Genomic DNA, 20,083 nt, shown 5'->3' with positions numbered 1-20,083 from the left:
ATGCGTGATCCAGCCCCCTCGAACTCAGAAATGAAGCGCGTCATAGTCGGCATGTCCGGCGGCGTGGACTCTTCCGTTTCCGCCGTACTGCTCATGGAGCAGGGTTATCAGGTGGAAGGCTTGTTCATGAAGAACTGGGAAGAAGACGACGGAACGGAATACTGCACCGCCCGCGAAGACCTGGCAGATGCCCAGGCCGTGTGCGACAAGATCGGCATCAAGCTGCACACGGCCAACTTCGCGGCCGAGTACTGGGACAACGTCTTCGAGCACTTCCTTGAAGAGTACAAGGCCGGGCGCACGCCGAACCCGGACATCCTGTGTAACCGCGAAATCAAGTTCAAGGCGTTTCTCGACTACGCACTGATGCTCGGCGCCGACCTTATTGCTACAGGCCATTACGTACGCCGCCGTGATATCGATGGACGTACCGAGCTGCTCAAGGGCCTGGACCCGAACAAGGATCAGAGCTACTTCCTGCACGCCGTTGGCGGCGAGCAGATTGCCCGCACCCTGTTCCCGGTTGGCGAGCTGGAAAAACCGGAAGTGCGCGCCATTGCCGAAAAGCACGGCCTGGCCACTGCCAAGAAGAAGGATTCCACCGGAATCTGCTTCATTGGCGAACGCCGCTTCACTGATTTTCTGCGTCAGTACCTGCCCGCCCAGCCCGGCGAAATCAAGACCACCGAAGGTGAAGTCATCGGTCGTCACAGCGGCCTGATGTACCACACCATCGGCCAGCGTCAGGGTCTGGGCATCGGCGGTCTCAAGGATGCCAGCGATGATCCGTGGTACGTGCTGGTCAAGGACCTGGACAACAACGAACTGATTGTCGGTCAGGGTAACGATCACCCCTGGCTGTTTTCCCGTGCGCTGGTCTCTTCGGAAATCTATTGGGTCAACCCGATCGATCTGAGCAGCCCGCGCAGGCTCACCGCGAAGGTCCGTTATCGTCAGGGCGACCAGCCATGCACGCTGGAAAAAACCGCAGACGGTTATCGCGCCACATTCGATGACCCGCAACGCGCCGTCACTCCCGGCCAGTCTGTGGTGTTCTACGACGGCGAAATCTGTCTGGGCGGCGGCGTGATCGAAATTGCCGAACCCTGGACCAGCAAGGACAAGCGTTGATGAGCCCGACTCAGGAACAACTGATCGCTCTGGGCGGTGTATTCCAGGCCGCCGTGCTGGTCGACCGGATCGCCAAGACCGGTCAGATCAGCGAAGCGGCCCTGAGCTGCATGCTCGGCAGCCTGCTGGTGGTCGACCCCAAGGACACACTGGACGTCTTCGGCGGCGACGATCTCAACCTGCACGAAGGCTATCGCGCCATGGCCAGCGCCCTGGAGCGCGACCCGGCAACCTTGCAACGCGAGCCATTGCGCTACGCCCTGTCGATGCTCGGCCTCGAGCGTCAGCTGGCCAAGCGCGATGACCTGCTTGAAGTGATCGGCAAACGCATTCCGGTGATTCAATCACAGGTCGAGCATTTTGGCATCGCCCACGAGAACGTGATTGCCGCGACCGGCGCGCTGTATCAGGACACCCTGAGCACCTTGCGCCAGCGCATTCAGGTACAAGGCGACATGCGTAATCTGCAGCAGCCGAATAATGCCTCGAAGATTCGCGGCATTCTGCTGGCCGGTATTCGCTCTGCCCGCCTGTGGCGGCAAGTTGGCGGTCATCGCTGGCAACTGGTGTTCAGCCGCCGCAAGTTGTTGAAAGAACTTTATCCATTGCTGCACGGCTGACCCGCCGCGCGCCAATGACCTTCACCACCCCAGGCACGACGCTGTCTACGCTGGTCGGCGGACTCCGGTCCGACTGACTTTTCATGTATGATATGCGCCCTTTTCGTCGCCCGACTGTCCGAGAGCATCCCATGCAGCTTTCTTCGCTCACTGCGGTTTCCCCTGTTGATGGCCGCTACGCCGGCAAAACCCAGGCCTTGCGCCCTATTTTCAGCGAATACGGCCTGATCCGTTTCCGCGTGATGGTTGAAGTTCGCTGGCTCCAGCGTCTTGCGGCTCACCCGCAGATCACCGAGGTCCCGGCCTTCTCCGCGCAAGCCAACACCATCCTGGATACCCTGGCCGAAGACTTCTCCGTGGAGCATGCCGAGCGAGTCAAGGAAATCGAGCGCACCACCAATCATGACGTGAAGGCTGTGGAGTATCTGCTCAAGGAGCAGGCTGCCAAATTGCCAGAGCTGGAAAAGGTCAGCGAGTTCATCCACTTCGCCTGCACCAGCGAAGACATCAACAACCTGTCTCACGCATTGATGCTGCGCGAGGGCCGCGACACTGTCGTGCTGCCGCTGATGCGTCAGATCGCCGACGCTATCCGCGAGCTGGCGATTCGCTTCGCAGACGTGCCGATGCTGTCCCGTACCCACGGCCAGCCCGCCTCCCCGACCACACTGGGCAAGGAACTGGCCAACGTTGTCTACCGCCTTGAGCGTCAGATCAGCCAGATCGCGGCAGTCCCGTTGCTCGGCAAGATCAACGGCGCAGTCGGCAACTACAATGCCCACCTCTCTGCCTACGCAGACATCGACTGGGAAGCCAACGCGCGCGCCTTCATCGAAGACGAGCTGGGCCTGGGCTTCAACCCCTACACCACGCAGATCGAACCGCACGACTATATTGCCGAGCTGTTCGATGCCATTGCGCGCTTCAACACCATCCTGATCGACTTCGACCGCGACATCTGGGGCTACATCTCGCTGGGCTATTTCAAGCAGCGCACCATCGCTGGCGAAATCGGCTCCTCGACCATGCCGCACAAGGTCAACCCGATTGACTTCGAAAACTCCGAAGGCAATCTGGGCATCGCCAACGCACTGTTCCAGCACCTGGCGAGCAAGTTGCCTGTGTCTCGCTGGCAGCGTGACCTGACCGACTCCACCGTGCTGCGCAATCTGGGCGTCGGCTTTGCCCACAGCGTCATTGCCTACGAAGCCAGCCTCAAGGGCATCAGCAAGCTGGAACTGAACGAACAGCGCATTGCCGCCGATCTGGACGCATGCTGGGAAGTTCTGGCAGAGCCGATTCAGACTGTCATGCGTCGTTACAACATCGAAAACCCATACGAAAAACTGAAAGAACTGACACGCGGCAAGGGCATCGGTCCTGAAGCGTTGCAGACTTTCATCGACGGCCTGGACATGCCTGCCGAAGCCAAGGCCGAGCTCAAGAAGCTCACGCCGGCCAATTACATCGGTAACGCAGCCGCTCAGGCCAAGCGCATCTGACACGCAAAAAAATTGCACACGCCCGGCTGTGCCGGGCGTTTTCATTTCAAGGGCTTACACATGAATCCTGATATTCCTCTGCAACTTCTGGGCGGCATCAGTGCTCGCGTTTTCCTGCGTGACTACTGGCAGAAAAAACCGCTGCTGATCCGCCAGGCTCTGCCGGACTTTCAAAGCCCGATCGACGCGGACGAGCTTGCCGGCCTCGCCCTGGAAGAAGAAGTGGAGTCGCGCCTGGTCATCGAAAACGGCGAGCGCCCATGGGAGCTGCGTCGCGGCCCGTTCGCTGAAGACGAGTTCAGCAAGCTGCCCGAGCGCGACTGGACGCTGCTGGTCCAGGCCGTGGACCAATTCGTCCCGGAGGTCAGCGAGCTGCTGGAAAACTTCCGTTTTCTGCCCAGCTGGCGGATTGACGACGTGATGATCAGCTACGCAGCCCCTGGCGGCAGCGTCGGTCCGCATTTCGACAACTATGATGTATTCCTGCTTCAGGGACATGGCAAACGGCACTGGCAGATCGGCCAGATGTGCGATGCGGAAAGCCCGTTGCTGCAGCATGCCGACCTGCGCATCCTTGCCGAATTCGAGAAGACCGAAGAGTGGACGCTGGAACCGGGCGACATGCTTTATCTGCCGCCACGTCTAGCGCACTGCGGCGTCGCCGTCGACGACTGCCTTACCTACTCGGTCGGTTTCCGGGCGCCAAGCGCTGCCGAAGTCCTGACTCACTTCACCGACTTCCTCAGCCAGTTCATCCCGGATGAAGAGCGCTATACCGATGCTGACGCCCAGCCGGTCAGCGACCCTCATCAGATCCAGCATGACGCGCTCGATCGCCTGAAAACGCTGCTGGCCGAGCACATGAGTGACGAACGCCTGCTGCTGACCTGGTTCGGCCAGTTCATGACCGAGCCGCGCTACCCGGAACTGGTGACCGGCCCTGAGCTGGAAGAACAGGACCTGCTCGACAGCCTCGAGCAGGGCGCGGTGCTGATTCGTAACCCGAGCGCACGGCTGGCCTGGTCTGAAGTCGATGACGATCTGCTACTGTTTGCCAGTGGCCAGAGCCGTCTGCTGCCGGGCAGCCTGCGTGACCTGCTCAAACTGATCTGTGCCGCCGATGCGTTGCACAGCGAAAACCTTGGCCAATGGTTGGCCGATGACGAGGGGCGCAATTTGCTTTGCGAACTCGTAAAACAAGGAAGCCTGGGATTTGCCGATGAATAAAGTCACTGTAGCTGTCGCCCAATGGCAGAAGAACAACGCCGATATCCGGCGCATACGCGATTCGGTATTCATTGCCGAACAATCGGTGCCGCCGGAACTGGAGTGGGATGCCGAAGACGCAGGTGCCGTGCACTTTCTTGCGTACGAAGGTGAATATGCGGTGGGCACTGCCCGACTGCTGCCCGATGGCGAGATCGGCCGCTTGTCAGTCCTGAGAGACTGGCGTGGCCTCAAGGTCGGCGAGGCTCTGTTGGGTGCCGTGATCCATGAAGCTGAACAGCGTGGCCTCAAGCCGCTCAAGCTGAGCGCTCAGGTGCAGGCCGTCGAGTTTTATCAGCGCTTCGGCTTTTCGGTTATCAGCGACGAGTTTCTCGAAGCCGGCCTGCCACACGTTGATATGCTCCGCGAAGCGTGATCAGCGCGATTATGTAGGCGCTCACTGCGGCACTACATAATGATCGCCCTGCCCTTTTTCGCTAGACCCTCTCAAGGTCGAACCGAAAAGCGGCAGGGCTTTTTTATGCCTGACCATTCAGCTTGATTGCCTGCAGCCGACACAGTGGCACAATCATGCTTTACGCGCTTACCGCGGAGAATGAACATGTCAGTACGCAACTTGCTCAATGCAGCGCTCACCTCGATGCTGATCGTCTTCAGCGCTCACGTCTTCGCAGCGACCGAAGTCGTCCCGCTCAACTACCGCACCAGTGCCGATCTATTGCCGGTCGCCAAATCCTTTCTGGGGGACGAAGGCACCGTCAGCGCCTACGGCAATCAACTGATCGTGAATGCAGAGTCACGCAAGATCGAAGAACTTCGCGCCTTGATCTCGCAACTCGATACCGCACCGAAACGCTTGCTGATCAGCGTTGACACCAGCGACAGCGCGACGCGCAACAGCAGAGGCTCGCGAGTGATCGAGTACGGTACCGCCAGCCGTGAAGGCGGCGTGCAACAAGTACAAACCAGCGAAGGAACCCCTGCACTCATTCAGGTTGGCCAGAGCGTGCCACTGACCTCCTCATCCACGGACGCGTACGGATACTCGCGAAGCGACACCGAGTACCGCAATGTAACTCAGGGGTTTTACGTCACGGCCAGCGTGACCGGCGACACGGTTCACCTGAGCATCAGCACCAATCATGACCGCATGAGCCAGGAGCGCCCTGACGCCGTCAAAGTGCAGAGTACCGACAGCCAGGTGAGTGGCAGGCTGGGAGAATGGATCACGCTGGCGAGCAATAGCAACGAATCCGTCGCCGATCAGAACGGCCTGGCGCAGCGCTATTCCACCCAGGGTCGTGACGATATGATTTTGCGCGTAAAGGTCGAAACCCTCGAATAGCCTGTATGGGTGAAAACCCAATACTTACGGGCCTTTTGATGACTGGCCGGTCGACTTTTAACAAATATGTAGTGATTTAAAAAAAGCACTACAAAACGTTTGACGCCCCCCGGAAGTGCGAGGCATGATTGCCTCGCTCCCGCTAATCAGAGGCTTTGCAAAGAGTCTTCGAGTCGCCGCTCTCACACACCCCGCAGAGCCGATTCGTGTCCGCACCGCCCACAAGGCAGTTTGACGAGGTTGCGACTGGAACGAAGTTGTCCCGAGGGACGGAAGCGTAAACGGTAACCCGGCAAGGCCGACGGTGATGCACAACGCCACTGCAGGCCCGACTGTCCACCTGACAGCCTCATGTCCGGACGCCGGCTCTCCCCTCGAGCACATCGTTCACCTGTCGCGACCCACGTAACGTGCGGCTTCAAGCAAAGCCCCGGATCAGCGAGCAGCCATCTACCGTGCCTTCGATAAACGAGGCGTTTTGGCGGAGCAGGACTTTCCAACGAGACCTACTTCTAGAGGTTTATCACCATGGCACTGACACGCGAACAACAAATAGCGGCTCTCGAGAAAGACTGGGCTGAAAATCCGCGCTGGAAAAACGTGACCCGTACTTACTCCGCTGCAGATGTGGTCCGCCTGCGCGGCTCGGTTCAACCCGAACACACCTTTGCACGACTGGGTGCAGACAAGCTGTGGAATCTGGTGACCCAGGGTGCCAAACCGTCCTTTCGACCGGACAAGGATTTCGTCAATTGCATGGGTGCCCTCACTGGCGGCCAGGCCGTGCAGCAGGTCAAGGCCGGTATTCAGGCCATCTACCTGTCCGGTTGGCAGGTCGCTGCCGACAACAACTCTGCCGAGTCCATGTACCCGGATCAGTCGCTGTACCCGGTCGACTCGGTGCCGACCGTGGTCAAGCGCATCAACAACTCGTTCCGCCGTGCCGACCAGATCCAGTGGAAAGCCGGCAAGGCGCCGGGCGACGAAGGCTATATCGACTACTTCGCACCGATCGTGGCAGACGCGGAAGCCGGATTCGGCGGTGTACTCAATGCCTATGAGCTGATGAAAAGCATGATCGAAGCCGGTGCCGCCGGGGTGCACTTCGAAGATCAACTGGCTTCAGTGAAGAAATGTGGCCACATGGGCGGCAAGGTGCTGGTCCCGACTCAGGAAGCCATACAGAAACTGGTCGCAGCACGCCTGGCCGCCGACGTGGCCGGTGTACCGACCATCATACTGGCCCGGACTGACGCCAACGCTGCCGACTTGCTGACATCCGATTGCGATCCGTACGACAAGCCATTCGTGACCGGCGAACGGACTCATGAGGGGTTCTATAAAGTTCGTGCCGGCCTCGATCAGGCCATCTCACGTGGCCTCGCGTACGCGCCCTACGCCGATCTGATCTGGTGCGAAACAGCCAGACCGGATCTGGACGAGGCACGCCGCTTCGCCGAAGCGATCAAAAAGGAATACCCGGACCAGTTGCTGTCCTACAACTGCTCGCCGTCCTTCAACTGGAAGAAAAACCTCGACGACGCAACCATTGCCAAATTTCAGCGCGAGCTGTCGGCCATGGGTTACAAGCACCAGTTCATCACCCTGGCAGGCATTCACAACATGTGGCACAGCATGTTCAATCTGGCACACGACTACGCCCGCAATGACATGACCGCCTACGTGAAGCTGCAGGAACAGGAGTTCGCCGACGCTGCCAAGGGCTACACCTTCGTGGCCCACCAGCAGGAAGTGGGTACCGGCTATTTCGATGACATGACGACCGTGATCCAGGGCGGCGTATCGTCGGTAACCGCACTGACCGGCTCCACCGAAGAAGAGCAATTCCACTGATACACCGCGCAACGCGTTGAAAAGACAGGCCGCCCGTAAGGGCGGTCTGTGTTTTGTGTCAGAAGGTGCCGGTATTGATTTCGGACAATATGCAGTTGCCGAGCGAATGCTACAAAAGGCGCACTTTATAAGCAGTACCGTTACCCACTATGCGACGACTACCGCACGCTGAACTATCAAGGCTCCTTCAAATGATATTAATTATCATTCAAATTGCCTTTCCTTACATTTCGTGCACAAGAAACATAATTAATGAAATCCCCGCTGACGCCCGTCTGGCAGGCCCTGCAGCCTCCGTGAAAGGCCGTGGGCAATTAATTCCGTAAATAAATTTGATGTAGAAAATTTACTTGCCAAGTGTTTGCACATAAAATCAATCCGTTGACCGCACTGCGACATTTCGTCACTGCCTCGACTCTTTATCAAGCACAGAGACCTTTGCTCTCTAACAAGGACTGACAGCATGCCCGAATCGACAGGTCTGATTGCCCATAACTGGGGCTTCGCCATTTTCCTTTTGGGTGTTGTCGGCCTTTGCGCCTTCATGCTCGGTCTGTCCAGCCTGCTCGGAAGCAAGGCCTGGGGCCGCAGCAAGAACGAACCTTTCGAATCCGGCATGCTGCCTACCGGCAGTGCGCGCCTGCGTCTCTCCGCAAAATTCTATCTGGTCGCGATGCTTTTCGTGATCTTTGACATTGAAGCCCTCTTTCTCTTTGCCTGGTCTGTGTCCGTCCGCGAAAGCGGCTGGACCGGATTCGTCGAAGCTCTCGTTTTCATAGCAATTCTGTTGGCAGGTCTTGTCTACCTATGGCGGGTTGGCGCTCTTGACTGGGCTCCTGAAGGTCGCCGTAATCGGCAAGCGAAGCTGAAACAATGAGGCTTTGGCGATGCAATATAATCTCACCAGGATCGACCCGGACGCTCCTAACGAGCAGTACCCCATCGGCAAACGGGAAACCGTTTCCGATCCGTTAGAAGATCAAGTCCACAAAAACATCTACATGGGCAAGCTGGAAGACGTGCTGAACGGTGCGGTCAACTGGGGACGTAAAAACTCCCTGTGGCCCTACAACTTCGGCCTGTCGTGCTGCTATGTGGAAATGACCACCGCCTTCACGGCACCCCACGACATCGCGCGCTTTGGCGCTGAGGTCATCCGGGCGTCGCCACGGCAGGCGGATTTCATGGTTATTGCCGGTACCTGCTTCATCAAGATGGCGCCGATCATCCAGCGTCTCTACGAGCAAATGCTCGAACCCAAGTGGGTCATTTCCATGGGTTCGTGTGCCAACTCCGGTGGCATGTACGACATCTACTCAGTGGTCCAGGGGGTGGACAAATTCCTTCCCGTGGATGTCTACGTGCCCGGCTGCCCGCCCCGCCCCGAGGCGTTTCTGCAAGGCTTGATGCTGTTGCAGGAATCCATCGGCAAGGAGCGTCGCCCTCTTTCCTGGGTCGTTGGCGATCAAGGCGTGTATCGCGCCGAGATGCCGTCGCAAAAGGAACAGCGCCGCGAACAGCGTATTCAGGTGACCAACCTGCGCAGCCCCGACGAAGTCTGATCCAGCCCGTTCTTCTTATAAAAAAGACAAGAACCGGGGTTGATTCTGTACGTTGACCGAAGTGATTGAGACCTATGACTGCAGACAACGCTCTGTACATCCCGCCTTACAAGGCTGACGACCAAGATGTCGTCGTTGAACTGAATAACCGTTTTGGAGCCGAGGCTTTCACCGCCCAGCCGACTCGCACCGGCATGCCCGTGCTGTGGGTCGAGCGCGCCAGACTGTTTGAAATTCTGACGTTCCTGCGCAACGTGCCCAAGCCCTACTCCATGCTGTATGACCTGCATGGCGTGGACGAGCGACTGCGCACAAACCGTCGTGGTCTGCCCGGCGCAGACTTCACCGTGTTCTATCACCTGCTGTCGATCGAGCGAAACAGCGACGTGATGATCAAGGTAGCGCTTTCCGAAAGCGATCTGAGCGTACCGACGATTACCAGCATCTGGCCCAACGCCAACTGGTACGAGCGTGAAGTCTGGGACATGTTCGGCATCGACTTCCCAGGCCACCCGCACCTGAGCCGCATCATGATGCCGCCGACCTGGGAAGGCCACCCGCTGCGCAAGGACTTCCCTGCCCGTGCAACGGAATTTGACCCGTACAGCCTGACCCTCGCCAAACAGCAACTGGAAGAGGAAGCAGCACGCTTCCGTCCGGAAGACTGGGGCATGAAACGCTCTGGCGCCAACGAGGACTACATGTTCCTCAACCTGGGGCCGAACCACCCTTCTGCTCACGGTGCGTTCCGTATCATTCTGCAACTGGACGGCGAAGAAATCGTCGACTGCGTTCCGGACATCGGCTACCACCATCGTGGTGCCGAGAAAATGGCCGAGCGCCAGTCCTGGCACAGCTTCATTCCCTACACCGACCGTATCGATTACCTGGGCGGGGTGATGAACAACCTGCCTTATGTGCTCTCGGTCGAGAAGCTGGCAGGCATCAAGGTGCCGGAGAAGGTCGACGTGATCCGCATCATGATGGCCGAGTTCTTCCGAATCACCAGTCATCTGCTGTTCCTGGGTACCTACATTCAGGACGTGGGCGCCATGACACCGGTGTTCTTCACGTTCACCGACCGCCAGAAAGCCTACACCGTGATCGAAGCGATTACCGGCTTCCGTCTGCACCCTGCCTGGTACCGCATCGGCGGGGTCGCTCACGACCTGCCGCGTGGCTGGGAAAAACTGGTCAAGGACTTCGTCGACTGGCTGCCAAAGCGCCTCGACGAATACACCAAGGCTGCGCTGCAGAACAGCATCCTAAAGGGTCGTACCGTCGGCGTTGCCGCGTACAACACCAAGGAAGCCCTCGAATGGGGCGTCACCGGTGCAGGCCTGCGCTCCACCGGTTGCGACTTCGACCTGCGCAAGGCTCGCCCTTACTCGGGTTACGAGAACTTCGAATTCGAAGTGCCGCTGGCTGCCAATGGCGATGCCTATGACCGCTGCATGGTCCGCGTCGAAGAGATGCGCCAGAGCATCAAGATCATCGACCAGTGCATGCGCAACATGCCGGAAGGCCCGTACAAGGCGGATCACCCGCTGACCACGCCGCCGCCGAAAGAGCGCACCCTGCAGCACATCGAAACCCTGATCACGCACTTCCTGCAGGTTTCGTGGGGCCCGGTCATGCCGGCCAACGAATCCTTCCAGATGATCGAAGCGACCAAGGGTATCAACAGCTATTACCTGACGAGCGACGGCGGCACCATGAGCTACCGTACCCGGATCCGCACCCCGAGTTACCCGCACCTGCAGCAGATCCCTTCGGTGATCAAAGGCAGCATGGTCGCGGACTTGATCGCGTACCTGGGTAGTATCGATTTCGTTATGGCCGACGTGGACCGCTAAGCATGAATAGCCCGCTAATCCAGACAGACCGTTTCGCCCTGAGCGAAACCGAGCGCTCGGCCATCGAGCATGAGATGCATCACTACGAGGACCCGCGCGCGGCGTCCATCGAAGCCCTGAAAATTGTTCAGAAGGAACGCGGCTGGGTGCCCGACGGCGCCATTTACGCGATCGGCGACCTGCTGGGCATCCCCGCCAGCGACGTCGAAGGCGTTGCTACCTTCTACAGCCAGATCTTCCGCCAGCCGGTCGGGCGTCACATCATTCGCGTCTGCAACAGCATGGTGTGCTTCATCGGCGGCCACGAAAACGTGGTCGACGAGATCAAGAGCTCACTGGGCATCGGCTTGGGTCAGACCACCGCCGACGGTCGTTTCACACTGCTGCCGGTCTGCTGCCTCGGCAACTGTGACAAGGCGCCGGCCGTGATGGTCGACGACGACACTTTCGGCGATGTACAGCCTGCTGGCGTTGCCAAGATGCTGGAGGGTTACCTATGACCATCACTTCCTTCGGCCCTGCCAACCGCATTACGCGCACGGCAGAAACCCATCCGCTGACCTGGCGTCTGCGCGACGACGGCGAGCCGGTCTGGCTCGACGAGTACCAGACCAAGGACGGCTATGCCGCAGCGCGCAAGGCGCTGACGCAACAGGCGCCTGACGATATCGTCCAGTCGGTCAAGGATTCCGGCCTCAAGGGCCGCGGTGGCGCAGGCTTCCCCACCGGTGTGAAGTGGGGCCTGATGCCCAAAGACGAGTCCATGAACATCCGCTACCTGCTGTGCAACGCGGACGAGATGGAGCCCAATACCTGGAAAGACCGCATGCTGATGGAGCAACTGCCCCATCTGCTGGTCGAGGGCATGCTGATCAGTGCCCGCGCGTTGAAAGCCTATCGCGGCTATATCTTCCTGCGCGGCGAATACGTCACTGCGGCCAAGCACCTCAATCGCGCAGTGGCGGAAGCCAAGGCTGCCGGTTTGCTGGGCAAGAACATTCTCGGCACCGGCTTCGACTTCGAACTGTTCGTGCACACCGGTGCAGGTCGCTACATCTGCGGCGAAGAAACCGCACTGATCAACTCGCTGGAAGGCCGCCGCGCCAACCCGCGCTCCAAGCCGCCCTTCCCTGCTGCAGTGGGCGTTTGGGGCAAGCCGACCTGTGTGAACAACGTCGAAACCCTGTGCAACGTGCCTGCCATCGTCAACAACGGCAACGACTGGTACAAGTCGCTGGCCCGCGAAGGCAGTGAAGACCACGGCACCAAACTGATGGGTTTCTCCGGCAAGGTCAAAAACCCCGGTTTGTGGGAGCTGCCTTTCGGCGTACAGGCTCGCGAACTGTTCGAAGACTACGCCGGCGGCATGCGCGATGGCTTCAAGCTCAAGTGCTGGCAACCCGGAGGCGCCGGTACGGGTTTCCTGCTGCCGGAGCATCTGGACGCCCAGATGTATGCAGGCGGTATCGCCAAGGTCGGCACCCGGATGGGTACTGGACTGGCGATGGCGGTCGACGATTCGGTCAACATGGTCTCGCTGCTGCGCAACATGGAAGAGTTTTTCGCCCAGGAGTCCTGTGGCTTCTGCACGCCATGCCGCGACGGTTTGCCATGGAGCGTAAAAATGCTTCGCGCCATCGAGAACGGTCAGGGTCAGCCGGGGGATATCGAAACCCTGCTGGGTCTGGTCAATTTCCTCGGCCCTGGCAAGACCTTCTGTGCCCATGCACCGGGCGCCGTTGAACCCTTGGGCAGTGCGATCAAGTATTTCCGTTCCGAGTTCGAAGCCGGTATCGCGCCAGCCAGTGCAACCACGCTCGTTCCGGGCAAAAGTCCGACAGTGGTCGGCGCATAACAAGACACAACGGTCGGCGGCTGTTCGGGCTGCCGTCCTCGTACCTGCTGACGCCCTCCGGGCTGAACGATACGGGTACTACCGAGATTCCATTAGCCACGCCCGCTGACAACGGGCCAACGAAGACCTTTGAACCATGGCTACTATTCACGTAGACGGCAAAGCGCTCGAAGTCGATGGTGCAGACAACCTGTTACAGGCATGTCTGTCGCTTGGCCTCGATATTCCTTATTTCTGCTGGCACCCCGCCCTTGGCAGCGTTGGCGCCTGTCGCCAGTGCGCGGTCAAGCAGTACACGGACGAGAACGACACCCGCGGTCGTATCGTCATGTCCTGCATGACGCCAGCCACCGACAACACCTGGATTTCCATCGAAGACGATGAGTCCAAGGCTTTCCGGGCCAGTGTCGTCGAATGGCTGATGACCAACCACCCGCATGACTGCCCGGTCTGCGAGGAAGGCGGTCACTGCCACCTGCAGGACATGACGGTGATGACCGGCCACAACGAGCGCCGTTATCGCTTCACCAAGCGTACCCACCAGAATCAGGAGCTGGGGCCGTTCATCGCGCACGAGATGAACCGCTGCATCGCCTGTTATCGCTGTGTGCGCTTTTATAAAGACTACGCAGGCGGCACCGACCTAGGCGTCTACGGCGCCCATGACAACGTGTACTTCGGTCGCGTTGAAGACGGCACGCTGGAAAGCGAGTTCTCCGGCAACCTCACCGAGGTCTGCCCGACCGGTGTGTTCACGGACAAGACCCACTCCGAGCGCTACAACCGCAAGTGGGACATGCAGTTCTCTCCAAGCATCTGCCACGGCTGTTCCAGCGGCTGCAACATCAGCCCGGGTGAACGCTACGGTGAATTGCGCCGCATCGAAAACCGTTACAACGGCTCGGTCAACCAGTACTTCCTCTGCGACCGCGGACGTTTCGGCTACGGCTACGTCAACCGCAAGGATCGCCCGCGTCAGCCATTGCTCGTCGACGGTCAGGTCAAACTGAGCCTGGACGAGGCGCTGGATAAGGCGGCGGACCTGCTGCGCGGCCGTAACATCGTCGGTATCGGCTCTCCTCGCGCCAGCCTTGAAAGCAACTACGCGCTGCGTGAGCTGGTGGGTGCCGAGCATTTCTACAGCGGTATCGAAGCCGGTGAACTGGAGCGTATCAGGCTGATCCTCAAGGTCCTGAACGACAGCCCGCTGCCGATCCCGACCCTGCGCGACATCGAAGATCACGATGCCATCTTCGTCCTCGGCGAAGACCTGACCCAGACAGCGGCGCGCATGGCCCTGGGCTTGCGCCAGGCCGTCAAAGGCAAGGCTGAAGACATGGCAGCGGCGATGAAAGTCCAGCCGTGGCTCGACGCGGCCGTGAAGAACATCGGTCAGCACGAGCTCAATCCGCTGTTCATCGCCAGCCTCGCCGAGACCCGTCTCGATGACGTCGCAGAAGAATGCGTACATGCAGCGCCCGATGATCTGGCGCGTATCGGTTTTGCCGTAGCCCATGCCCTGGACGCCAGCGCACCTGCCGTCGAAGGTCTGGACAGCGAGGCGCTGGAACTGGCGCAACGCATTGCCGATGCACTGCTGGCTGCCAAACGACCGCTGATCATTTCCGGCAGTTCACTGGGTTCGACAGCGCTGATCGAAGCTGCTGCCAACATCGCCAAGGCCTTGAAACTGCGCGACAAGCAGGGTTCGATCAGCCTGATCGTGCCTGAAGCCAACAGCATGGGCCTGGCGATGTTCGGCGGCGAGTCCGTAGATGCCGCGCTGCAAGCCGTGATCTCCGGCAAGGCCGACGCTATCGTGGTGCTGGAAAACGATTTGTATCGTCGTGTGGACGCCAGGATCGTCGACGCCGCGCTGAGCGCTGCGAAGGTCGTGATCGTCGCTGACCATCAGAAAACCCCGACCAGCGACCGCGCCCACCTGATCCTGCCAGCTGCCAGCTTCGCTGAAGGCGACGGCACACTGGTCAGCCAGGAAGGCCGCGCCCAGCGCTTCTTCCAGGTCTTCGATCCGACCTATCTGGATGCCAGCATTCTGATCCACGAAGGCTGGCGCTGGTTGCATGCCCTGCGTGCCACCTTGCTGAACAAGCCGGTTGACTGGACGCAACTCGACCACGTCACCGAAGCCTGCGCCGGCAGCACGCCGCAACTGGCGGGTATCGTCAACGCCGCGCCGTCTGCGTCGTTCCGCATCAAGGGCCTGAAACTGGCTCGCGAACCGCTGCGTTATAGCGGTCGTACCGCGATGCGAGCCAACATCAGCGTGCATGAGCCGCGCACCTCGCAAGACATCGACACCGCGTTCTCGTTCTCCATGGAAGGCTACTCGGGCTCGGCCGAGCCTCGTCAGCAGGTGCCATTCGCCTGGTCGCCGGGCTGGAACTCGCCACAGGCCTGGAACAAGTTTCAGGATGAAGTCGGCGGTCACTTGCGTGCCGGCGACCCGGGCACCCGCCTGATCGAAAGCCAGGGCGATGGTCTGTCGTGGTTCTCCAGCGTGCCACGCGCGTTCTCTCCAGAGCGCGGCACCTGGCAGGTCGTACCGTTCTTCCACCTGTTCGGCAGCGACGAAACCTCGTCTCTGGCCGCGCCGGTTCAGGAACGCATCCCGCAGGCCTATGTCGCAGTGGCCAAGTCCGAAGCCGATCGTCTCGGCGTCAACGACGGTGCCCTGCTCTCCTTGAGCATCGGCGGCGAAACGCTGACCTTGCCGTTGCGCATCAGCGAAGAACTGGGCGCCGGCCTTGTGGCATTGCCGGCAGGACTGCCTGGCATTCCGCCAGCACTCTTTGGCAAATCCGTTGACGGTCTGCAGGAGGCAGCGCAATGACCTGGTTTACCCCTGATGTGATCGACGCAATCATTGCAGTGGTCAAGGCCATCGTGGTGCTGCTGGGCGTCGTGGTTGGCGGTGCCTTGTTGAGCTTCGTCGAACGTCGTTTGCTGGGCTGGTGGCAGGACCGTTATGGTCCGAACCGCGTGGGTCCGTTCGGCATGTTCCAGATCGCAGCTGACATGCTGAAGATGTTCTTCAAGGAAGACTGGACCCCACCGTTCGCTGACAAGGTGATCTTCACCCTGGCGCCGGTGGTTGCCATGAGCGCCTTGCTGATCGCCTTTGCGGTCATCCCGATCACCCCGACCTGGGGCGTCGCGGACCTGAACATCGGTCTGTTGTTCTTCTTCGCCATGGCCGGTCTGTCCGTGTATGCGGTGCTGTTCGCCGGCTGGTCGAGCAACAACAAGTTCGCCCTGCTGGGCAGCCTGCGTGCTTCGGCACAAACCGTCTCCTACGAAGTGTTCATGGGCCTTGCGCTGATGGGCATCGTGGTTCAGGTCGGCTCGTTCAACATGCGCGACATCGTTGAATATCAGGCGCAGAACCTGTGGTTCATCATTCCGCAGTTCTTCGGCTTCTGTACGTTCTTCATCGCAGGCGTGGCGGTGACTCACCGCCACCCGTTCGACCAACCGGAAGCCGAGCAGGAACTGGCTGACGGCTACCACATTGAATATGCCGGCATGAAATGGGGCATGTTCTTTGTGGGCGAATACATCGGGATCATCTTGATCTCGGCGCTGCTGGTGACGCTGTTCTTCGGCGGCTGGCACGGCCCGTTCGACATTCTGCCATCGCTGGCATTCTTCTGGTTCGCCTTGAAAACCGCGTTTTTCATCATGCTGTTCATTCTGCTGCGCGCCTCCATCCCGCGCCCGCGTTATGACCAGGTCATGGATTTCAGCTGGAAGTTCTGTCTGCCGCTGACCCTGATCAATTTGCTGGTGACTGCTGCGATTGTGTTGTTGAACACACCGGCAGGCTCGGTTCAGTGAGGATTTGACCCATGTTCAAATATATTGGTGACATCGTTAAGGGTACGGGTACCCAGTTGCGCAGCCTGGTCATGGTCTTCGGCCACGGCTTTCGCAAGCGCGACACCCTGCAATACCCCGAAGAGCAGGTTTATCTCCCTCCTCGCTACCGTGGCCGCATCGTTCTGACCCGCGACCCCGATGGTGAAGAGCGCTGCGTGGCGTGCAACCTGTGTGCAGTAGCCTGCCCGGTCGGCTGCATTTCGCTGCAGAAGGCCGAGACAGAGGACGGACGCTGGTATCCCGACTTCTTCCGCATCAACTTTTCGCGCTGCATCTTCTGCGGCCTGTGCGAAGAAGCCTGCCCGACAACCGCGATCCAGCTCACGCCGGACTTCGAGATGGCCGACTTCAAGCGTCAGGATCTGGTGTACGAGAAGGAAGACCTGCTGATCTCCGGACCTGGCAAGAACCCTGACTACAACTTCTATCGCGTTGCCGGTATGGCCATCGGCGGCAAGCCCAAGGGCTCCGCACAGAACGAAGCCGAGCCGATCAACGTCAAGAGCTTGCTGCCTTAAGGAAGTAAAGATGGAATTCGCTTTCTACTTCGCATCCGGTATCGCTGTTGTGTCCACCCTGCGGGTGATCACCAACACGAACCCGGTGCACGCCCTGCTCTACCTGATCATCTCGCTGATCGCCGTAGCAATGACGTTCTTCAGCCTCGGTGCGCCGTTCGCCGGTGTGCTGGAAGTCATTGCCTACGCGGGCGCGATCATGGTCCTGTTCGTGTTTGTGGTGATGATGCTCAACCTCGGCCCGGCCTCGGTTCAGCAGGAACGTGCCTGGCTCAAACCCGGCATCTGGATCGGCCCGGTCATTCTCGGCGCGCTGTTGCTGGCCGAGTTGCTGTACGTGCTGTTCGCCAACCCGACCGGCGCTGGTGTCGGTCACACCACGGTCGACGCCAAGGCAGTCGGCATCAGCCTGTTCGGGCCCTATCTGCTGGTGGTGGAACTCGCCTCGATGCTGTTGCTTGCAGCAGCCATCACGGCCTTCCATCTGGGCCGCAACGAGGCCAAGGAGCCAAGCCAATGAATGCTATCCCTCTTGAGCACGGTCTGGCGGTCGCCGGGGTCCTGTTCTGCCTGGGTCTGGTCGGCCTGATGGTGCGCCGTAACATTCTCTTCGTGTTGATGAGCCTGGAAATCATGATGAACGCCGCTGCACTGGCGTTCGTCGTGGCCGGCAGCCGTTGGGGGCAACCGGACGGGCAGGTGATGTTCATCCTGGTGATCAGCCTTGCGGCAGCCGAGGCCAGTATCGGCCTGGCGATCCTGATGCAACTCTATCGCCGCTTCCACACTCTCGATATCGATGCTGCCAGCGAGATGCGCGGATGAATCTTCTCTTTCTGACTTTCGTATTCCCCCTCATCGGCTTTCTGCTGCTGTCGTTCTCCCGTGGACGCATCTCGGAAAACCTCGCTGCGCTGATTGGCGTCGGCTCCATCGGCCTGTCAGCCATTGTCACTGCCTGGGTCATCTGGCAGTTCAACGTGGCACCACCCGAAGGCGGTCACTACACCCAGGTGTTGTGGCGCTGGATGGACGTCGATGGCTTCCAGCCCAACTTCGCGCTGTATCTGGACGGGCTGTCCGTCACGATGCTGGGCGTCGTGGTGGGCGTCGGCTTCCTGATCCACCTGTTCGCGTCCTGGTACATGCGCGGTGAAGCGGGTTATTCGCGCTTCTTCGCCTACACCAACCTGTTCATTGCCAGCATGCTGTTCCTGATCCTGGGCGACAACCTGCTGTTCATCTACTTCGGTTGGGAAGGCGTGGGCCTGTGCAGCTATCTGTTGATCGGTTTCTATTACAGCAACCGCAACAACGGCAACGCAGCGCTCAAAGCGTTCATCGTCACCCGTATCGGTGACGTGTTCATGGCTATCGGCCTGTTCATCCTGTTCCAGCAACTGGGCACGCTCAATGTGCAGGAACTGCTGGTCAGGGCGCCGGAACACTTCAAGGTCGGCGATTTCTGGATCGTGCTGGCGACGTTGATGCTGCTGGGCGGTGCGGTCGGTAAATCCGCCCAACTGCCACTGCAAACCTGGCTGGCTGACGCGATGGCCGGTCCTACTCCGGTGTCGGCGCTGATCCACGCAGCGACCATGGTCACGGCGGGCGTTTACCTGATCGCGCGTACTCACGGCCTGTTCGCACTGGCACCTGACATTCTGCATCTGGTCGGCATTGTCGGCGGCGTCACGCTGGTTCTGGCGGGTTTCGCCGCACTGGTACAGACCGACATCAAGCGTATCCTCGCCTACTCGACCATGAGCCAGATCGGCTACATGTTCCTGGCACTGGGCGTCGGTGCCTGGGAAGGCGCGATCTTCCACCTGATGACCCACGCCTTCTTCAAGGCGCTGCTGTTCCTTGCTTCCGGTGCGGTGATCGTTGCCTGCCACCACGAACAGAACATCTTCAAGATGGGCGGCCTGTGGAAGAAACTGCCATTGGCCTACGCCAGCTTCATCGTCGGTGGCGCTGCTCTTTCCGCCCTGCCGCTGCTGACGGCGGGCTTCTACTCCAAGGACGAAATTCTCTGGGAAGCATTTGCCAGCGGTAACAACGGTTTGCTGTATGCCGGTCTGGTGGGCGCGTTCATGACGTCGCTGTACACCTTCCGTCTGATCTTCATCGCGTTCCACGGTGAAGCCAAGACCGAAGCACACGCAGGTCACGGTATCGCTCATTGGCTGCCACTGTCGGTGCTGATCGTGCTGTCTACGTTCATCGGCGCGTTGATCACTCCGCCCCTGGCCGGTGTGCTGCCGCAGAGCGTCGGCCATGCCGGTGGCGAAGCCAAGCACAGTCTGGAGATCGCCTCCGGCGCCATCGCGCTGGCCGGTATCCTGCTGGCAGCGTTGCTGTTCCTCGGCAAGCGTCGCCTGGCAACGGCTATCGCCAACAGTGGTCCGGGCCGTTTCCTCTCGGCCTGGTGGTTCGCGGCCTGGGGCTTCGACTGGATCTACGACAAGCTGTTCGTCAAGCCGTATCTGGCAATCAGCCATGTACTGCGTAGCGATCCGTTCGACCGCACCATCGGCTTGATCCCACGTCTGGTCAAAGGCGGTCATGACACCATGAGCCGCACCGAGACCGGCCAGTTGCGTTGGTATGCTGCCTCGATCGCCGTGGGTGCCGTTCTGGTACTCGGTGCCGTCGTTCTGGTTGCGATCTGATATGAACCTTGCGAATTTGCGAAAGGAATTGAGCCCGT

General features: G+C 59.7%; 18 protein-coding genes. All 18 read left to right on the top strand.

The features are described 5' to 3' along the window. The 18 genes from mnmA (at position 1) to nuoL (ending at position 20,045) form a co-directional block, all read left to right on the top strand. Positions 1 to 1,131 carry a tRNA 2-thiouridine(34) synthase MnmA gene (gene mnmA, locus JOE29_RS09190; protein WP_024649772.1) on the top strand — a complete coding sequence of 377 codons (1,131 nt, stop codon included), beginning with the start codon at positions 1 to 3 and terminating at the stop codon, positions 1,129 to 1,131. Beyond that, positions 1,131 to 1,751 carry a high frequency lysogenization protein HflD gene (gene hflD, locus JOE29_RS09185; protein ID WP_003417603.1) on the top strand — a complete coding sequence of 207 codons (621 nt, stop codon included), beginning with the start codon at positions 1,131 to 1,133 and terminating at the stop codon, positions 1,749 to 1,751. The genes mnmA and hflD overlap by 1 nt, the downstream gene beginning before the upstream one ends. Positions 1,752 to 1,882: 131 nt before the next feature. Beyond that, complete coding sequence (gene purB / locus JOE29_RS09180) at positions 1,883 to 3,253, top strand: adenylosuccinate lyase (RefSeq protein WP_044313369.1); 1,371 nt, start codon at positions 1,883 to 1,885, stop codon at positions 3,251 to 3,253. Positions 3,254 to 3,313: 60 nt separating this feature from the next. Continuing rightward, a complete protein-coding gene (locus JOE29_RS09175) occupies positions 3,314 to 4,480 on the top strand; it encodes a cupin domain-containing protein (protein WP_003395693.1) in 1,167 nt (388 codons plus the stop codon). After that, on the top strand, positions 4,473 to 4,895 hold the full coding sequence (locus JOE29_RS09170; protein ID WP_003317965.1) for a GNAT family N-acetyltransferase: 423 nt from the start codon (positions 4,473 to 4,475) through the stop codon (positions 4,893 to 4,895). The genes JOE29_RS09175 and JOE29_RS09170 overlap by 8 nt, the downstream gene beginning before the upstream one ends. Positions 4,896 to 5,081: 186 nt before the next feature. Then, on the top strand, positions 5,082 to 5,825 hold the full coding sequence (locus JOE29_RS09165) for a secretin N-terminal domain-containing protein (RefSeq protein ID WP_210079415.1): 744 nt from the start codon (positions 5,082 to 5,084) through the stop codon (positions 5,823 to 5,825). A gap of 528 nt (positions 5,826 to 6,353) precedes the next feature. Then, complete coding sequence (aceA, locus tag JOE29_RS09160; protein ID WP_016568452.1) at positions 6,354 to 7,679, top strand: isocitrate lyase; 1,326 nt, start codon at positions 6,354 to 6,356, stop codon at positions 7,677 to 7,679. 463 nt (positions 7,680 to 8,142) lie between these two features. Next, entirely contained in the window at positions 8,143 to 8,556 is a 414-nt protein-coding gene (locus JOE29_RS09155; protein ID WP_002554011.1) for an NADH-quinone oxidoreductase subunit A, read from the top strand. 10 nt (positions 8,557 to 8,566) lie between these two features. After that, positions 8,567 to 9,241, top strand: a complete 675-nt coding sequence (locus tag JOE29_RS09150; RefSeq protein ID WP_002554012.1) for an NADH-quinone oxidoreductase subunit B — start codon at positions 8,567 to 8,569, stop codon at positions 9,239 to 9,241. A gap of 74 nt (positions 9,242 to 9,315) precedes the next feature. Further along, on the top strand, positions 9,316 to 11,097 hold the full coding sequence (nuoC, locus tag JOE29_RS09145; protein WP_002554013.1) for an NADH-quinone oxidoreductase subunit C/D: 1,782 nt from the start codon (positions 9,316 to 9,318) through the stop codon (positions 11,095 to 11,097). A 2-nt stretch (positions 11,098 to 11,099) separates the two neighbouring features. Then, the gene (nuoE, locus tag JOE29_RS09140) at positions 11,100 to 11,597 is read left to right on the top strand and encodes an NADH-quinone oxidoreductase subunit NuoE (RefSeq protein WP_002554014.1); all 498 of its coding nucleotides are present in this window, start codon (positions 11,100 to 11,102) and stop codon (positions 11,595 to 11,597) included. Then, complete coding sequence (nuoF, locus tag JOE29_RS09135) at positions 11,594 to 12,952, top strand: NADH-quinone oxidoreductase subunit NuoF (RefSeq protein WP_003395689.1); 1,359 nt, start codon at positions 11,594 to 11,596, stop codon at positions 12,950 to 12,952. The genes nuoE and nuoF overlap by 4 nt, the downstream gene beginning before the upstream one ends. Before the next feature lie 136 nt (positions 12,953 to 13,088). Continuing rightward, a complete protein-coding gene (gene nuoG, locus JOE29_RS09130; RefSeq protein WP_044313368.1) occupies positions 13,089 to 15,806 on the top strand; it encodes an NADH-quinone oxidoreductase subunit NuoG in 2,718 nt (905 codons plus the stop codon). Further along, positions 15,803 to 16,810: an NADH-quinone oxidoreductase subunit NuoH gene (gene nuoH, locus JOE29_RS09125; protein ID WP_003317976.1), complete on the top strand. Its 1,008-nt coding sequence runs from the start codon at positions 15,803 to 15,805 to the stop codon at positions 16,808 to 16,810. Before nuoG ends, nuoH begins: the two co-directional genes overlap by 4 nt. An 11-nt stretch (positions 16,811 to 16,821) precedes the next feature. Then, positions 16,822 to 17,370, top strand: coding sequence for an NADH-quinone oxidoreductase subunit NuoI (gene nuoI / locus JOE29_RS09120; RefSeq protein ID WP_002554018.1), 549 nt, complete (start codon positions 16,822 to 16,824; stop codon positions 17,368 to 17,370). A 10-nt stretch (positions 17,371 to 17,380) separates the two neighbouring features. Beyond that, entirely contained in the window at positions 17,381 to 17,890 is a 510-nt protein-coding gene (gene nuoJ / locus JOE29_RS09115; protein WP_003317979.1) for an NADH-quinone oxidoreductase subunit J, read from the top strand. Further along, positions 17,887 to 18,195: an NADH-quinone oxidoreductase subunit NuoK gene (gene nuoK, locus JOE29_RS09110; protein ID WP_003317980.1), complete on the top strand. Its 309-nt coding sequence runs from the start codon at positions 17,887 to 17,889 to the stop codon at positions 18,193 to 18,195. Before nuoJ ends, nuoK begins: the two co-directional genes overlap by 4 nt. After that, the gene (nuoL, locus tag JOE29_RS09105; RefSeq protein WP_044313367.1) at positions 18,192 to 20,045 is read left to right on the top strand and encodes an NADH-quinone oxidoreductase subunit L; all 1,854 of its coding nucleotides are present in this window, start codon (positions 18,192 to 18,194) and stop codon (positions 20,043 to 20,045) included. Before nuoK ends, nuoL begins: the two co-directional genes overlap by 4 nt. Positions 20,046 to 20,083: the final 38 nt, after the last annotated feature.

Source organism: Pseudomonas sp. PvP009 (assembly GCF_017832995.1).
GTDB classification, from domain to species: Bacteria; Pseudomonadota; Gammaproteobacteria; order Pseudomonadales; family Pseudomonadaceae; genus Aquipseudomonas; species Aquipseudomonas syringae.
Note: the sequence above shows the minus strand (reverse complement) of the source record. Positions and strands in the feature narration are given on the sequence as shown.

Excerpts from the sequence above, each read along its gene's own strand:
- JOE29_RS09150 (WP_002554012.1), top strand. The coding sequence starts at position 8,567 with ATGCAATATAATCTCACCAGGATCGACCCGGACGCTCCTAACGAGCAG.
- nuoG (WP_044313368.1), top strand. The coding sequence starts at position 13,089 with ATGGCTACTATTCACGTAGACGGCAAAGCGCTCGAAGTCGATGGTGCA.
- JOE29_RS09155 (WP_002554011.1), top strand. The coding sequence starts at position 8,143 with ATGCCCGAATCGACAGGTCTGATTGCCCATAACTGGGGCTTCGCCATT.
- hflD (WP_003417603.1), top strand. The coding sequence starts at position 1,131 with ATGAGCCCGACTCAGGAACAACTGATCGCTCTGGGCGGTGTATTCCAG.
- JOE29_RS09175 (WP_003395693.1), top strand. The coding sequence starts at position 3,314 with ATGAATCCTGATATTCCTCTGCAACTTCTGGGCGGCATCAGTGCTCGC.
- nuoC (WP_002554013.1), top strand. The coding sequence starts at position 9,316 with ATGACTGCAGACAACGCTCTGTACATCCCGCCTTACAAGGCTGACGAC.
- nuoF (WP_003395689.1), top strand. The coding sequence starts at position 11,594 with ATGACCATCACTTCCTTCGGCCCTGCCAACCGCATTACGCGCACGGCA.
- nuoL (WP_044313367.1), top strand. The coding sequence starts at position 18,192 with ATGAATCTTCTCTTTCTGACTTTCGTATTCCCCCTCATCGGCTTTCTG.
- JOE29_RS09170 (WP_003317965.1), top strand. The coding sequence starts at position 4,473 with ATGAATAAAGTCACTGTAGCTGTCGCCCAATGGCAGAAGAACAACGCC.
- JOE29_RS09165 (WP_210079415.1), top strand. The coding sequence starts at position 5,082 with ATGTCAGTACGCAACTTGCTCAATGCAGCGCTCACCTCGATGCTGATC.
- nuoK (WP_003317980.1), top strand. The coding sequence starts at position 17,887 with ATGAATGCTATCCCTCTTGAGCACGGTCTGGCGGTCGCCGGGGTCCTG.
- nuoI (WP_002554018.1), top strand. The coding sequence starts at position 16,822 with ATGTTCAAATATATTGGTGACATCGTTAAGGGTACGGGTACCCAGTTG.
- nuoH (WP_003317976.1), top strand. The coding sequence starts at position 15,803 with ATGACCTGGTTTACCCCTGATGTGATCGACGCAATCATTGCAGTGGTC.
- purB (WP_044313369.1), top strand. The coding sequence starts at position 1,883 with ATGCAGCTTTCTTCGCTCACTGCGGTTTCCCCTGTTGATGGCCGCTAC.
- nuoJ (WP_003317979.1), top strand. The coding sequence starts at position 17,381 with ATGGAATTCGCTTTCTACTTCGCATCCGGTATCGCTGTTGTGTCCACC.
- aceA (WP_016568452.1), top strand. The coding sequence starts at position 6,354 with ATGGCACTGACACGCGAACAACAAATAGCGGCTCTCGAGAAAGACTGG.
- nuoE (WP_002554014.1), top strand. The coding sequence starts at position 11,100 with ATGAATAGCCCGCTAATCCAGACAGACCGTTTCGCCCTGAGCGAAACC.
- mnmA (WP_024649772.1), top strand. The coding sequence starts at position 1 with ATGCGTGATCCAGCCCCCTCGAACTCAGAAATGAAGCGCGTCATAGTC.